Source organism: Kitasatospora cheerisanensis KCTC 2395, assembly GCF_000696185.1.
GTDB classification, from domain to species: Bacteria; Actinomycetota; Actinomycetes; order Streptomycetales; family Streptomycetaceae; genus Kitasatospora; species Kitasatospora cheerisanensis.
In genome coordinates this window covers 1180494-1195569 of record NZ_KK853997.1, presented here as the reverse complement: position 1 = coordinate 1195569, position 15076 = coordinate 1180494, and the positions used below count along the sequence as shown (strand labels likewise).

At 73.3% G+C, this 15076-nt stretch carries 11 protein-coding genes and 1 pseudogene; 8 read left to right on the top strand and 4 right to left on the bottom strand.

The features are described 5' to 3' along the window. Window positions 1-324: 324 nt before the first annotated feature. The gene (locus tag KCH_RS05240; RefSeq protein ID WP_244305172.1) at window positions 325-2268 is read left to right on the top strand and encodes a transglycosylase domain-containing protein; all 1944 of its coding nucleotides are present in this window, start codon (window positions 325-327) and stop codon (window positions 2266-2268) included. 18 nt (window positions 2269-2286) lie between these two features. On the opposite strand, the gene KCH_RS05235 is transcribed toward KCH_RS05240, so the two are convergent. Both KCH_RS05235 and KCH_RS05230 read right to left on the bottom strand, forming a co-directional pair. Then, the gene (locus KCH_RS05235; RefSeq protein WP_051652758.1) at window positions 2287-3579 is read right to left on the bottom strand and encodes a polysaccharide deacetylase family protein; all 1293 of its coding nucleotides are present in this window, start codon (window positions 3577-3579) and stop codon (window positions 2287-2289) included. Then, entirely contained in the window at window positions 3576-5543 is a 1968-nt protein-coding gene (locus tag KCH_RS05230; protein WP_035859448.1) for a HEAT repeat domain-containing protein, read from the bottom strand. Before KCH_RS05230 ends, KCH_RS05235 begins: the two co-directional genes overlap by 4 nt. A gap of 285 nt (window positions 5544-5828) precedes the next feature. Between KCH_RS05230 and KCH_RS36845 the strand changes: the two genes are divergently transcribed. The 4 genes and pseudogenes from KCH_RS36845 to KCH_RS05210 all read left to right on the top strand — a co-directional run bounded on the left by KCH_RS36845 (window position 5829) and on the right by KCH_RS05210 (window position 10229). Then, complete coding sequence (locus tag KCH_RS36845; protein ID WP_051652757.1) at window positions 5829-7499, top strand: cellulose binding domain-containing protein; 1671 nt, start codon at window positions 5829-5831, stop codon at window positions 7497-7499. 118 nt (window positions 7500-7617) lie between these two features. Next, window positions 7618-8193 (top strand): annotated as a pseudogene (locus KCH_RS05220) (glycosyl hydrolase 2 galactose-binding domain-containing protein); the annotation flags it as partial. A gap of 210 nt (window positions 8194-8403) precedes the next feature. Beyond that, window positions 8404-9231, top strand: coding sequence for an alpha/beta fold hydrolase (locus KCH_RS05215; RefSeq protein WP_035859446.1), 828 nt, complete (start codon window positions 8404-8406; stop codon window positions 9229-9231). 56 nt (window positions 9232-9287) lie between these two features. After that, window positions 9288-10229: an ADP-ribosylglycohydrolase family protein gene (locus KCH_RS05210; protein WP_035859444.1), complete on the top strand. Its 942-nt coding sequence runs from the start codon at window positions 9288-9290 to the stop codon at window positions 10227-10229. A gap of 2 nt (window positions 10230-10231) precedes the next feature. Here KCH_RS05210 and KCH_RS05205 read toward each other — a convergent pair whose 3' ends face one another. Then, window positions 10232-11134: an aldo/keto reductase gene (locus KCH_RS05205; RefSeq protein WP_035859442.1), complete on the bottom strand. Its 903-nt coding sequence runs from the start codon at window positions 11132-11134 to the stop codon at window positions 10232-10234. A 341-nt stretch (window positions 11135-11475) separates the two neighbouring features. Here KCH_RS05205 and KCH_RS05200 point away from each other — a divergent pair, with 341 nt between their 5' ends. From KCH_RS05200 to KCH_RS05190, 3 genes are all read left to right on the top strand, one after another. Next, on the top strand, window positions 11476-12141 hold the full coding sequence (locus KCH_RS05200) for a DedA family protein (RefSeq protein WP_035859440.1): 666 nt from the start codon (window positions 11476-11478) through the stop codon (window positions 12139-12141). Between the two features lie 149 nt (window positions 12142-12290). Further along, on the top strand, window positions 12291-12974 hold the full coding sequence (locus KCH_RS05195) for an O-methyltransferase (protein ID WP_035859438.1): 684 nt from the start codon (window positions 12291-12293) through the stop codon (window positions 12972-12974). Between the two features lie 2 nt (window positions 12975-12976). Continuing rightward, complete coding sequence (locus KCH_RS05190; RefSeq protein WP_035859436.1) at window positions 12977-13873, top strand: Gfo/Idh/MocA family protein; 897 nt, start codon at window positions 12977-12979, stop codon at window positions 13871-13873. A 68-nt stretch (window positions 13874-13941) separates the two neighbouring features. Here KCH_RS05190 and KCH_RS05185 read toward each other — a convergent pair whose 3' ends face one another. Next, a complete protein-coding gene (locus KCH_RS05185) occupies window positions 13942-15030 on the bottom strand; it encodes a hypothetical protein (RefSeq protein WP_035870824.1) in 1089 nt (362 codons plus the stop codon). Window positions 15031-15076: the final 46 nt, after the last annotated feature.

The window sequence follows — 15076 nt, the reverse complement described above, 5'->3', positions numbered from 1 at the left end:
GGTACTCCGCCGCCGCGGACGGCGAAGAGCGCGACGCTACCAGAGGTTCCCGGAAGGCGGCGTGTTGATGATCACACCGCTTGGGGTGATACGCGCGCCGAGTTCAACACGTCGAGAGTCTGCGGGAGAGATTTGCCAGTCGAGCAGATCGGGGAACGCATGGTGTCCGACGAGCCGAGCAACGCGGTCGGGGAAGAAGCAGCGGACCGACCGGGCAACGCGGCCGGGGAAGAAGCAGCGGACCGGCCGGCGGGGCGCACGAGGCGGTGGCCCGCCCGGACGGGCGGAAGGAGACCGCGCCCGGAGGGGAAGCGCCGGCTGTCCGTGCTGCGCCCGGACTACCCGCGCAGCGGCCGCCGCGGGTTACGCCGCTGGATCCCGTCGTGGCGTCAACTGGTGCTGCTGGCCACCGGAGGGCTCGGCGTGCTGGTCGCCGCGGGCCTGGCGATGTACGCGGCGACGGACATCCCGAAGGACCTCAACTCCTTCGCCACCCAGCAGAACAACGTCTTCTACTGGGCCGACGGCACCGAGATGGCCCGCACCGGCCTGGTCAACCGGCAGGACGTGCCGCTGGACCAGGTGCCCGAGCACGTCCGGTGGGCGGTGCTCGCGGCCGAGAACGCCACCTTCTACTCGGACCCGGGCATCTCGGTGAAGGGCATCGGCCGCGCGGTCTACCAGATGGGCTCGGGCGGCGACACCCAGGGCGGCTCGACCATCACCCAGCAGTACGTGAAGAACGCCTACCTGAACCAGCACCGGAGCTTCGGCCGCAAGATCGACGAGGCGTTCATCGCGCTCAAGCTGGACCGGCAGGTCGGCAAGAACGAGATCCTCAGCGGCTACCTGAACATCAGCTGGTTCGGCCGCGGCAGCTACGGCATCGAGCGCGCCGCGCAGGCTTACTACGGCAAGGACGTGTCCCAACTCGACCCGAGCGAAGGGGCGTTCCTCGCCGCGGTGCTCAAGGGGGCCTCGCTGTACGACCCGGCGCTCGGCGCGGAGAACCGGGCCCGCGCGGTGGAAAGGTGGTCGTGGATCCTGGACCGGATGGTCGAGATCGGGAAGCTGTCCGCCACCGATCGCGCCCGCTACACCGTCTTCCCGGAGCCGCAGGCCCCGCCGCAGCAGGCCGGCCTGAGCGGGCAGACCGGCTACCTGGTCGACCTGGCGCGGAGCTACGCGCAGAGCCACGCCGACATCTCGCCGGCCCAGTTCGACCTGGGCGGCTACCAGATCTACACCACCTTCGAGAAGCCCCGGCAGACCGCGCTGACCCAGGCCGTCCAGGACGCCGCGAAGACCCTCGACCCCGAGCACCGGCCCGCCGACCAGAACGTCCACCTCGGCGCGTCCTCGGTCGCCGTGGACGGCCGCATCCTCGCCGTCTACGGCGGACCCGACTACCTGAAACAGGGCTTCAACAACGCCAACACCGTGAACGTGCCCGCCGGTTCGGCGTTCACCCCGCTGGTGTACGCGGCCGGCCTGGACCAGGGCGTGCAGCGCGAACGCCAGGGCAAGCGCACCCCCGTCCAGCCGTCCACCAGCTACAACGGGGACAACGGCGTCGACCTCCAGACCCCCGAAGGACCGTACTGGGGGCGGGACGGCAAGAAGGCGAAGGCCGCCAACGACGGAGGCCGGAGCTGGGGGCCGATCAGCCTGCGGACCGCGATCGAACAGTCCGTCAACGGCCCGATGCAGCAACTCGGCATGGACGTCGGCCTGGACAACGTCCGGCGCAGCGCGCTCGGCTTCGGCCTGCTGCCGGAGAGCATCGGCGACCTCGTCCCCGCCTTCTCCTTGGGCAACTCCACCCCGAGCGCGATCCGGCTGGCCGACGCCTACACGGCGTTCGGCGGCGGCAAGGGCATGCGCACCGACCCGTACTCCGTCACCCGGGTCAGCCGCAACGGCACCGACGTCCCCGTGCAGCGGCCCGCCGCCGTCCGGGCCGCCGGGGAGGCCGTGGCCGCCAACGTCGACGGCGCGCTGCGCGGCGCCGTCAAGGAGGGCACCGGGAGGGCCGTCGGACAGGCCGTCCCCGACGCGGCCGGGAAGACCGGCGTCAACCAGGCCCGCACCGCCGGCTGGTTCGTCGGCTACCGGGGCGCCGTCAGCACCTCCGTCACGGTCTTCCGGATGGACCCGAAGAACCTGGACCTGCTCCCGCTGACCGGGGTGGCCGGCGCCGATCCGGCCACCCCCGACTCCGCCCTGCCCGCCGCGATCTGGGCCGCCTACATGAAGGCGGCAGGGTGAAGTCGCTTACCGCAACGGCTACTTGAGGTAGGTCGGCCAGTCCGGTGCCTGGGCCGGGTCGAGCCGGCGGAGCTGCTCCAGGACCTTCGGGTCCTGGGCGTCCAGCCAGTCCGCGAGCTCCTTGAACGAGACGCAGTGCACGCCGTCCTTCTTGCAGACGGTCTTCACCACGTCCTCGATCGCCTGCATGTAGATGCCGCCGTTCCAGGTCTCGAAGTGGTTCCCGATGAACAGCGGCGCCCGGCTGCCGTTGTAGACCCGCTCGAACCCGTCGAGGTAGCCCTCACGGGTCTGCTTCTCCCAGGCGTTGTACTTCCGCGGATCGCCCTGGGTGCTGTCGCCGGACTGGTTGGCAAGGAAGTTGAAGTCCATCGACAGCACCTGCTGGTCACCGAACGGGAGCAGTTGGAGCGGGAAGTTCCACACCCCGTTCGTCTTCGACGGCCAGACCTGGAACTCGCCCGGGGAACTCGCGTCGTAGCGCCAGCCGAGGTCCTTCGCCGCCGCGATCAGGTTCTTCTGCCCCTCCAGGCACGGGGCCCGGCCGCCCGCGAGGTCCTTCCGGAAGTCGAACGGCAGCGGGGCCTCGCCGGCGAAGCCGGTGTTGGTCTTCCAGTTGGTGACGAAGGAGTACGCCTGCTCGATCTCGCTGCGCCACTCGTCCACGCTCCACTCGCCGCCGCCCTTCGGGCCGCAGAAGTGGCCGTTGAAGTGGGTGCCGATCTCGTCGCCGTCCTGCCAGGCCAGCCGCAGCTGCTCCAGTGTCTCCTTCACGTGCCGGTCCGTGGGGAAGGAGATGGCGGCGCTGCCCTTGTCGTGCTGCGGCGGTCGGTAGAGGTCGTGCTTCTCCTGCGGGAGCAGGTAGATCCCGGTGAGGAAGAACGTCATCGTCGCGTCGTTCTCCTTCGCCAGCTTCCGGAACCGGGAGAACAGGTGGTCGTCGTTCTCCAGCGCGCCGTCCCAGGAGAACACCACGAACTGCGGGGGTTTCTCCCCGGGTTTCAGCTTCTCGATCTTCAGCTGGTTGGGCTGCGGCCCCGTGTCGGAGGTCGAGCCGTCGCCCAGCACCTTCACCTTGCCGTCCCAGCCGGGGGAGGGCGAACCGCTGGGTGCGGACGGACCGGTGGAGCCGCTCGGGGTGGCGGTCGGAGCCGGATCGGCGGCGGAGAGGGACTGCTGCGCCGGGGTGGAACTGCCGCCGGTGGTCAGGCTCACCGCGAGCGCGGTGACCGCGCCGGCCGCGACCACGCCCGCCGCGACCTTGACGGCTCTGCTCCGCGACCCGCCGCCCGTGCGCCTCTCGTCCGTCATCGCTCGCCGCTCCCCTCCGCCGTACGGCCGGCCGGATGGCGGACCGTTCGCACAGTATGACGATCTGGATGATCGGATTGGTTACTGCGAGATGGCTGCAATAGACGGGAATTGAGGCACCGTCGGCTCCTGCCGAGCCGCCGGTCAGGTGGCGAGCAGGGTGAGGGCGAGGGTGCGGAGTTCGCGGTCGGTGTGGCCGCCGCCGGTGGGGGTGAGGGGGTGGTCGGGGCGAGGCGGTGGGGGGAGAAGGCGAGGGCGCGCAGGTGGGGGCGGAGCGGGTCGGGGAGGGGCCCGCTGGTGGAGAGGGCGCGGAGGGCGGCGAGGCCGAGGTCGTCGGGGGCGACCAGGGTGGCGAGGACGGAGACGGCACGGTCGGGGGAGCCGGTGAGGCGTTGGTGGGTGTCGGCGGCGGCGAGGCGTTGGTACGCGCGGCGGCTGGTGAGGAGCGGTTCGATCAGCGGGAGGAGACCTGCGGCTGCCGGGCCGAGGGAGGCCAACTCGGCAGGGTCCCAGGAGGGTTGGGGTGCAGCGGTGAGCAGCTCGTGGAAGGCGGCGAGCGCGGGGCCGGCGTCGCCGGTGAGCCGGTGGTGGGTGACGGCGGCGGCGAGGCGCAGGTCGAGGCGCTCGGAGTGGAGCAGCTCGGGTATGGCGACGCCGAGTCGGCGGAGGGCGCGGACGGCGGCGACGGCGGAGCGGTGGCGTGCGCAGTGCAGGAGTTCGGGTACGGCGGCGCGGGCGGGCTCGCCGAGCGTGGGGAGAAGGGCGATCACGGACGCGTCGGGGTGGTCCGCGGTGGCCAGGTGACGCCGGATCAGGGGGACCAGCCGGTCGGCCGCCGAGGGCAGCAACCGGGCCGCCTCGGCCAGGAGGTGCGGCTCCGGATCCTCCGGCAGCAGGTCGATCGCGCGGGGGTCGCGGGCGCGGAGCAGGCCCAGGAGCGCGGAGGGCGAGGTGGCGGCGCGGACGTGCAGGGTGTCGCGCAGGGCCGCGTGCGGGGCGGGCAGGTGCTCGATCCAGTGGGCGATGGTGCGCAGGCGGGCGCCGCCGCCGTCGCCTTGGTGCGGGAGGGCGGCCAACAGGAGGTCCAGGACCTCGAGTTCGCGGTCGCGCCAGGTCTCGACGATCCGCTCGGCCAGCCAGCAGCCCCGGGTGCCCTGGTCGCCGGCGGCGATCCAGCGGGCGGCGACGGTCAGCGCCGCGTCCGGGTCGAGGGCCAGCAGTTCGGTCAGCCGGGCGTCCACGTCCCGGCCGTCCGCCCACGGCATGGTCCACGGCGGGCGCGCGCCGTCGGCGGACAGGATCTCGACGAGCTCCGACGGGTACGGCGGCCCGCCCTGCTCAGCGAGCAACACTGCGGCGGCCAGCCGTACTTCGGGCAGCGGGTCGTGCAGGGAAGCGTCGTGAGGAGAAGCGACGGGGCGGCCCAGGGCACCGAGGGTCAGCAGGGCGTCCGCCCGGACGGACGGCACCGGGTCGGACGCGTGCAGCGCGGAGACGCGGGAGGCGGTCCCGTCGAGGTCCGGCAGCAGGTCCGCGACGGAGGCGACCACCCGGAGCACGGCCTGCCGGACCTCCGGGTCGGGGTCGGCCAGGCAGGGGAGCAACTCGGGCAGGGCGCCGGTCAGTTCGGTGCAGACGGCGGACACCGGGCTGCGGGCCCAGCGGGCCGGGCCGACCTGGTCCGGTTCGTGATCGGCCATCAGGGCCAGGAGCAGCAGCAGGTCCGCCCGGCGGGCGGTGGCGTGCCGGGCGGCGTGGGCCAGGTACGGCACGGCGGGGCCGGAGGCCGGGTAGACGGTGCCCTGGTGGTAAACGGTGCCGAACAGGTCGTGCACCGCCTCGTCGACCGCCGCCGCGTCCGGCAGGTACAGGGCGCGGATCAGGTCGGGGACGTCCTCGGCCGGCCCGTAGGCGTGCGAGAGGGCGGCCCAGTCGACCTGGTCGAGTTCGTCCGGCGACGGCATGCGGCGTGCTCCTCGGGGATCGGATGCCGACGACCCTATCCGCAGGTCAGGACAGTGAAAGTTTCACCGCCGGGCACGGCGGGCCCGGCTCGCGGCCGAGTTCCGAGCCCGTCACCGGGCAGGAGCCCTGACGGGCCGTCGGGTCTCGTTGACAGTGCCGGAGGGCGCCCGTACGGTCGGCGCACCTCTTCCTCGGTCGACCGGTCGGGCCTGTCGGGGCCTCGTGCCGCCCCGCCGGAGCCGCAGGAGCACCCCCACCCCACCCCAGGGACGAAAGGGACAAGCGTGCACCACGGACTCCGACCCCGACCGCCCGTTCGACGCGGGGCGCGCGCCGGGCGCCTCGCGCCGCTGGCGTTCCTGCTCGCCGCCGTCCTCGCCGTCACCGGTCTCGCGGTCGGCCGCGCCGGGACCGCGCAGGCGGACACGGCGGACGCCTTCGCCACCCGCTGCGGCATCCACTTCTGCCTGAACGGCAAGGAGTACTACTTCGCGGGCGCCAACACCTACGACGTGTTCACCTACGGCGGCAGTTACGGCGACACCGAGACGCAGTTCATGGACAAGGCGCGGATCGACGCCCAGTTCGCGCACCTGCAGGCCGACAAGATCGACGTGCTGCGGCTGTGGATGTTCAGCCACGAGGACTGGCACGGCTTCGAGAAGTCCAAGGGCGTCTACGACGAGCAGGAGTTCTCCGAGTTCGACTACATCATCCAGTCCGCCAAGGCCCACAACGTGCGGCTGGTCCCGGTGTTCGAGAACTACTGGGAGGCGTACGGCGGCATCGACACCCGCCTCCAGTGGGAGGGCCTGACCGGCGGACAGCCCGGCCGGGCCGCGTTCTTCGACAAGACCCGCTGCCCGGGCTGCTTCACCTCGTACAAGAACTACCTGAACTACGCGCTCAACCGGGTCAACCACTACAGCGGCGTCAAGTACAAGGACGACCCGACCATCTTCGCCTGGGACCTGATGAACGAGCCGCGCTACCAGGACCAGAGCGCTGCCGAGAACCTCAACGGCACCACGCTGCGCGCCTGGGTCGACGAGATGGGCGCGTACGTCAAGTCCATCGACTCCAAGCACCTGCTGGGCGCCGGACTGGAGGGCCACGGCAGCGCGTACGGCTTCGGCGGCAACGAGGGCAACCCGTTCGTCTACGTGCAGCAGTCGCCGTACCTGGACTACACCTCGGCGCACCCGTACCCGACCGAGTCCTGGGCCAACCTGAGCGTCGACCAGACCAAGACGCTGATCCGGGCCTGGATCTCCGACTCGCACGACAAGGTCGGAAAGCCGTTCTTCCTGGGCGAGTTCAACGTGAACGGGGTGGACCGGTCAGCCTGGTGGTCGCAGCTCTACCCGGACTTCGAGGCGGCCGGCGGCGACGGCAGCGCCTTCTGGTGGTACGAGGACAGCAACGTGGACGGCAAGTTCGGCGTGCAGTCCGGGGCGGCCGAACTCTCCGTGTTCCGCGCCCACTCGGACCGGATGCGCGCCAAGTCCGGCCTGGGCGGCGGCACTTCCAGCCCCGGCCCGTCGGCCAGCGCGAGCCCGAGCCCCAGCAGCAGCCCGAGCAGCAGCCCCAGCGGCAGCCCGAGCCCGAGCGCCAGCAGCCCCGCGCCGAACGGGAGTTGCGCGGTGCACTACGGACTCGCGGACTGGGGCAGCGGCTTCAACGGGGACGTCACGATCAAGAACACCGGCAGCAGCGCCGTCAACGGCTGGAAGCTGGTGTTCTCCTTCCCCGGCGCCCAGCAGGTCACGAACATGTGGAACGCGGTGGGCACGCAGTCCGGCAAGCAGGTCACCGCGAGCAACCCGAGCGGGTACAACACGGTGATCCCGGCCGGCGGCAGCGTCGCCTTCGGCTTCAGCGGCAGCTCCACGGCCGGCACCAACGGCGTGCCGGCCGCGTTCACGCTGAACGGCTCGGCCTGCACCACGTACTGACGGCCGATCGGGCCGCGACCTGCCCCGCCCCGCCCGGCGGGGCGGGGCGGGCGGCAGCCGAACCGGTTCGTGCACACGCCCTTCCGGGCGGGGTTACGGGGCCGCTCGCGCCGCACACCTGCCACCGAGGAGCTGCCGGACGAAGGGCACCACCCCGCTCGACCAGGGCTGGAGCCTGCACCACGACGGGGAGCCGGTGCCCGCGACGGTCCCGGGCTGCGTCCACACCGACCTGCTGGCCGCCGGCCTGATACCGGACCCGTACCTGAACGCCAACGAGCTGGAGGTGGCCCGGGTCGGCCGGCAGGACTGGACCTACACGCTCGACCTGCCCGCGCACGGCAGCGAGCACGAGCGCACCGACCTGGTCTTCGACGGCCTGGACACCGTCGCCACCGTCACCCTCGGCGGCACGGAACTCGGCACCACCCGCACCATGCACCGCCGCCACCGCTTCGACGCGACCGGCCTGACGGGCGAGTTGACGGTCCGTTTCACCAGCGCGTGCACCGAGGCCGAGCGGGTGCGCGGACTGGTCGGCGAGCGGCCGAACGCGTACCCGGAGCCGTTCCAGTACCTCCGCAAGACGGCCAGCAGCTTCGGCTGGGACCGGGGCCCGACCCTGCCCACCGCCGGAATCTGGAAGCCCGCCCGGCTCGAACACTGGTCCGTCGCCCGGCTCGCCGAGACCCGAGCGGGTCAGGGCCGCGCTGTACTGCGTGGAGCCGTCCTGAACCGGCCGGTGCCGCCGAAGAGCTGACGGTGCGTCCGGCCCCGGCCCGCCGCCGTGCGCGCCGGGGCCGGCTGTGCCTTGATGGGCTGGGCGCGCGCCGTCCCCGGACGCGCGGGCCCGTCGAAGCCGCCGGCGCCGCCGGCCGGCCCCGGCCCCGGAACGGAGACCCGCATGCCCTCCTGCACGACCCGCGACGGCGTGGAGCTGTACTACAAGGACTGGGGCCGCGGCCGCCCCGTGGTCTTCCTGCACGGCTGGCCGCTCAACGGCGACGCCTGGCAGGACCAGCTGAAGGCCGTCGCCGACGCCGGGTACCGCGGCATCGCCCACGACCGGCGCGGCCACGGCCGGTCCACCCCGGTCTGGGACGGCTACGACTTCGACACCTTCGCCGACGACCTCAACGACCTGCTCACCAGCCTCGACCTGCGGGACGTCACACTCGTCGCGCACTCCATGGGCGGCGGCGAACTCGCCCGCTACATCGGCCGGCACGGCACCTCCCGGGTGAGGTCCGCCGTCCTGCTCTCCGCCGTCACCCCGCTGATGGGACAGGGCCCCGACAACCCCGGCGGCGTGCCCGACAGCACCTTCGAGGAGCTGAAGGCCGGCATCCTGCGCGAACGCTCCCAGTTCTGGAAGGACACCGCCGTCGCCTTCTTCTCCGCCAACCGCATGAACAGCCGCGCCACCCAGGGCAACCTGGACGCCTTCTGGCACATGGCGCAGTCGCAGACCGTCCAGGGCGCCGTCGCGTGCGTCGACGCGTTCGGACACACCGACTTCCACGCCGACCTGAAGAAGTTCGACGTCCCGCTGCTGGTGGTGCACGGCGACGACGACCAGATCGTCCCGATCGACACCACCGGCCGGAAGGCCGCCGCCCTCGTCCCCGGCGCGGAGCTCAAGGTGTACGAGGGCGGCTCGCACGGCCTGGCGATGGTGGCCGGTGACAAGGACCGCTTCCAGCAGGACCTGCTCGAGTTCCTGAAGATCTGACGGCCCGTCGGGCAGCGGCGGAAATCCGGTGGGGAGGCGGCGGAACGGGTGCCAGGATGACCCGTATGACGACCACCACCACCGCCCGGCAGGCTGCGCGCGACGCCCTGGAGGGGGTGGCGCTCGGCGACGCCTTCGGCGAACGCTGGTTCAAGCGGTTCCGCCCGCCCGCCGAGGCGATCGAGCAGATCAAGGCCCGCCGGACGCCCGAGGAACCGCACTGGCACTGGACGGACGACACCGCGATGGCGCTCGCCGTCCACCGCGCCCTGATCGACCAGGACGGCATCAACCGCACCCAGCTGGCCGCGATGTTCGGCGCCACCTTCCTCGCCGACCCGGCCCGCGGCTACGGCCACGGCATGATCCGGCTGCTGCCCGTCCTCGCCGAGCACCCCGAGCGGTGGGCCACCGAGGCCCGCGAACTCTTCGACGGGCAGGGCAGCCTGGGCAACGGCGCCGCCATGCGGGTCGCCCCGCTCGGCGCCTGGTTCGCCGAGGACCTCGACGAGGCCGTCGAACAGGCCGGCTGGTCCGCCGAGGTCACCCACACCCACCCCGAGGGCGTCGCCGGAGCCGTCGCCGTCGCGGTCGCCGCCGCGCTCGCCGCCCGCGGCCGGCTGCCCGGCGAGGGCCCGGGCGGCGCGGACCTGCTGCGCGAGGTCGCCGCCCGCACCCCGGACGGGGCGATCCGCGACGGCGTGCTCGCCGCCGTCGCCCTCTCGCCCGGGACGGCGCCGTGGCGCGCCGCCGACCTGCTCGGCAACGGGCAGCGGATCCGCGCCTCCGACACCGTCCCGTTCGCGCTGTGGTCCGCCGCCCACCACCTGGACAGCCTCACCGACGCGCTGTGGACCACCGCCGAGGGCCTCGGCGACGTCGACACCACCTGCGCCATCACCGGCGGCGTGGTCGCCGCCCGCACCGGCCTGGCCGGCGTCCCCGCCGACTGGCTCCGCCGCCGCGAGGCCCTCCCGGAGTGGGTGTCGGCCGGCTGAGCTCAGCCGGTGGGGCCGTCCAGCAGCGCGAGCTGAGCGTCCGTCAGGCGCAGCGCCGCCGCGGCCAGGTTCTCGGCCAGGTGGGCGGGGTTCACGGTGCCCGGGATGGCGAGGACGTGCGGGCCGCGGTGCAGCGTCCAGGCGAGGCGGACCTGCGCCGGGGTGGCGTCCAGTTCGGCGGCCACCGCGGCGACCCGGCGGTCCCGCTCGGCGGCCGCCGCGGCCTCCCGGTGCAGGCCGGAGATGGCGAAGAACGGGACGAAGGCGATGCCCAGTTCGGCGCAGAGGCCGAGCACCCCGTTCTCCTCCGCCCGCCGCCAGTCCAGGCCGAAGGAGTTCTGCACGCACACCACCGGCGCGATCTCCCGCGCCTCCCGGACGTGCTCGGCCCGGACGTTGGACAGCCCCAGGTGCCGGACCAGCCCGGCCTCCCGCAGCTCGGCGAGCGCGCCGAAGTGCTCGGCCACCGAGTCGCAGTCCGGCCCGTTGCGGCGCAGGTTGACCACGTCCAGGCAGTCCCGGCCGAGCTGGCGCAGGTTCTCCTCGACCTGGCCGCGCAGCTCGTCCGGCCGCGCCATGGTCAGCCACTCGCCGGACGGGGCGCGCCCCGGGCCGACCTTGCTGACCACCGTCACCGCGGGCCCGCGCCAGGAGGCGAGCGCCCGGTTGATCAACTCGTTGGCGGAGCGCAGCGGCGAGAAGTAGAAGGACGCCGTGTCGACGTGGTCCACGCCCTGCTCGAACGCGGTGAGCAGCAGCCGGACGGCGTGCTCGCGGTCGATCGGCGGGCCGTCCGAGTTGCCCATCATGCCGTTGCCGGTGAGCCGCATCGCGCCGTAGCCGAGCCGGTTCACCGTCAGGTCGCCGAGCCGCCAGGTGCCTGCCGCCGCCGCTGCCGTGGTCATGGTTCCTCCCCGAGATCCGTGCTGTCCGGTGACGGAGTATGGGGTCCGCCCGGGGCTCGGGAACAGGCCCGGCGGGTGCGCCGAACGTCACCCGCGGACCGGGAACGAACCGGGCCGGGTCGGGAGTTGGATCCAGAGCGGGTGAGCGGGTGGGGAACCCGGTGGAAGCGGCCGCCGAGGGCGGCCGGGGGAGACGCTCGGCGTGCGCGCCGGGAGCGGCTAGGCTGGCCCGGCCTCGGCTCTTTACCGAAGCTTTCCCGTGCGCCGCCCGCGCGCCGGCCGCCCGTCCCTGCCCGCCTGTTCCTGCCCGACTGTTCCTGCCCCGACGGAGGTACTCCGCCTTGCACCTCGACCAGTGGATCGAGAGCGTTCCGCCGACCTCGGTGTACGTGATCATCGGACTGATCATCGGCCTGGAGAGCCTCGGCATCCCGCTGCCCGGAGAGATCGCCCTGGTCTCCTCCGCGCTGCTCGCCGCCAAGGGCATCGTCAGCCCGTGGGGCGTCGCCGGCTGCGCGATCGCCGGCGCCATCATCGGCGACTCGATCGGCTACGCGATCGGCCACAAGGGCGGACGGCCGCTGTTCGAGAAACTCGGCCGCCGCTTCCCCAAGCACTTCGGACCGGACCATCTGGCCACCGCCGAGCGGGCGTTCCACCGCTGGGGCATGTGGGCGGTCTTCTTCGGCCGCTTCATCGCGCTGCTGCGGATCTTCGCGGGCCCGCTGGCCGGCACCCTGCGGATGCCGTACTGGAAGTTCCTGATCGCCAACGTGCTGGGCGGCGTGGTCTGGGCGGGCGGCACCACGCTGCTGGTCTACCAGGTCGGCAAGGTCGCCGAGGAGTACCTGAAGGGCGCCTCGTACATCGGCCTCGGCGCGGCCGCCGTGTTCGGCGTCGGCTCGGCGCTGGTGCTCAAGTGGCGGGCGAAGAAGTCGCGCGCCGCGCACCCCGAGCAGTCCGGCGGCAAGAGCGGCGAGCCGCTCGCCGAGACGCTCACCGACTGACCGCCGGCGAGACCCCGGTTCGGACCGCGGTCGAGAGCCCGATCGAGACCGCCGCGTCCCCGAGGACGCGGCGGTCTCGTCGTGTTCGGGGCCACCGGACGCGGGGCAGGGAGTAGGGTCGCACCGCCAAGCGATCACGGAGGTGGGGAATGACCGTGCAGGAGAACCCGATGCAGCTGTGGACCGCGGTGGACGACTACGTCGCCGCCCGGCTGATCGGCGAGGACGAGGTGCTGGACGCGGCCGTCGAGGCCGCCGACCGGGCCGGGCTACCGCAGATCGCGGTGGCCGCCAACCAGGGCAAGCTGCTGAACCTGCTGGCCCGCATGCAGGGCGCCCGGCGGATCCTGGAGATCGGCACGCTGGCCGGCTACAGCGCGATCTGGCTGGCCCGCGCACTGCCCGCCGACGGCACCCTGACCACGCTGGAACTCGACCCGGCGCACGCCGAGGTCGCCGTCGCCAACCTGGAGCGGGCCGGCCTCGGCGACCGCGTCGAGGTCCGGATCGGCGCGGCCCGCGACACCCTGCGGCAGCTCACCGAGGAGGGCGTCGAACCGTACGACCTGGTCTTCGTCGACGCCGACAAGGCCAACATCCCGCACTACGTCGAGGCCTCGCTGGCCCTCACCCGGCCCGGCTCGGTGTTCGTGGTCGACAACGTGGTGCGCGACGGCGAACTCGCCGACGAGCAGAGCACCGACGCGGCCGTCCGCGGCGTCCAGCAGCTGCACGAGCTGATCGCCGGCGACAAGCGGCTGGACGCCACCACCGTGCAGACCGTCGGCAGTCGCGGCTACGACGGCTTCACCCTGATCCGGGTCGAGGGCTGACCGTGCGGATCGGACTGCTCGGCACCGGCCCCTGGGCGGGCCTGGTGCACGCCCCGGCGCTGGCCGCCCACCCGGACGTCGAGTTCGCCGGCGTCTGGGGCCGCCGCCCCGAGGCCGCCGCCGAACTCGCCGCCGCGCACGGCGTCCCCGCGTACCCGACCGTGGACGAGCTGCTCGCCGCGGTCGACGCCGTCGCCATCGCGCTGCCGCCGGACGTCCAGGCCGAGTACGCGGCGCGCGCCGCCGCGGCCGGCAAGCACCTGCTGCTGGACAAGCCGGTCGCCGCCACGGTGGACGCCGCCCGCGCCGTCGAGGACGCGGCCGCCGCGTCCGGCGTCGCCTCGGTGGTGTTCTTCACCGTCCGGTTCGGCGGCAAGCAGGCCGAGTGGATCGACGAACAGTCCGACCGCGGCGGCTGGTTCACCGCCCACTGCCACTGGATCGGCTCGGTGTTCACCACCGACAGCCCGTTCGCCGCCTCCCCCTGGCGGCAGCAGAAGGGCGCGCTCTGGGACGTCGGCCCGCACGCGCTGTCCGTCCTGCTGCCCGTCCTCGGAGACGTCGAACGGGTCACCGCCGCCCCCGGCCCCGGCGACACCGCGCACCTGATCCTCCGTCACACCGGCGGCGCGTCCAGCACCGTGACGCTCAGCCTGACCGCCCCCGGCGAAGCCGCCGCGGACGGCGCGGGCGCCGAGCTGCGCGGCACGGCCGGCGTCACCCGCCTGCCCGACCGGGACGGGCCGCCGACCGCGGCGTTCGGGCGCGCGATCGACGCGCTGCTGGCCGCCGCCGCGACCGGCACCCCGCACCCGTGCGACGTCCGCTTCGGGCGGCGGGTGGTGGAGGTGCTGGCGCAGGCGGAGGAGCAGCTGCTGGGTGTGTCCGGACGGAACTGACCGGCCGTCAGGGTCGGCACCCTCAGGGCCGGCACCCTCGGGGCCGGCCCTGTCAGGGTCCGGCTCCGTCAGGGGTTGGCGGGGCGGCGGTCGGCCGGGCGGCGCGGCGGGATCGGGGTGGCGGGGAAGTCCCGCGGCCCCGTCCACAGCGCCGGCACCGCGTCCGCGCGGCGGGCCAACTCGTAGGCGACGGCCTCGTAGTTGACCCGCCAGCCGCGGAAGTGCGGCCAGGCGTCCCGCACCGGGCGCTCCGGCCGCAGCCCGGCCGCCGTCACCATCGCCACCGCCGCGTCGAACTCCTCGAAGGTCAGCCGGATCGGCTCGTCCGGCTCCGGGTCCGCCTCGAACGGGATACGCAGCGCCGTCGCGATGTCCCGCAGCGCCGTGAACCCGGCGCGCAGCAGCAGCCGCGCCTCCGGCGGGGCCGACCGCGGGTTCAGCGCCAGCTGCATGGCCGCCGCGTCCATCACCGCGATCAGGCCCACCACCCAGCTGCGGTACGGCTGCGGGGAGCGGAACGAGATCAGCACCGGGTAGTTGGAGTGGCCCTCGCCGAGGTCCGCGGCCAGCCGCTCCCAGTCCCGGTACAGCTCCGGCAGCTCGCTCTCCGTCCCCACCAGCGTCTGCCGGGCCAGCAGCTCCGGCCCCCAGGCCGGCTCGCCGGCCCGCGACTGAAGCAGCGTCACCTCCAACTCCCGCCGGTTGTACGCCCCGTACAGGGTCGGCAGGTAGGCGATCAGCAGGGCGATGATCAGCGGGCCGTTGGCCGCCGCGAGGAAGTCGATCACCGACAGGTGCAGGCGGTCGCCGCTGGCGAAACCCAGCGTGAACAGGCTCGACCCGGCCTCCCGGAACGCCACCCTCCACGGCAGCTCGGACGTCCCCACCAGCAGCATGGTGTACGCCACCAGCGTCGACAGCAGCCAGCACCCCAGCATCCCCAGCAGGATCAGCGGCGCCAGCCAGGTCTGCGCCCGGTCGATCGCCCGGTACCCGCCGAACGGCGCCGCGACCGTCCGCACCAGCCGCCGCAGGACCGACCACAGCCGGATCACCAGCACCGAGTACAGCCCGCGCGGCACCACCAGCGTCCGCAGAATGCTGCCCGCCGTCGCGGCCAGCACCGCCGCCCCGGCCACGGTGAAGATCACTCTCATGTCGGCCATTGTGACGCCCCGCAGGAAGGGGTGCGCGGAGGCCCTC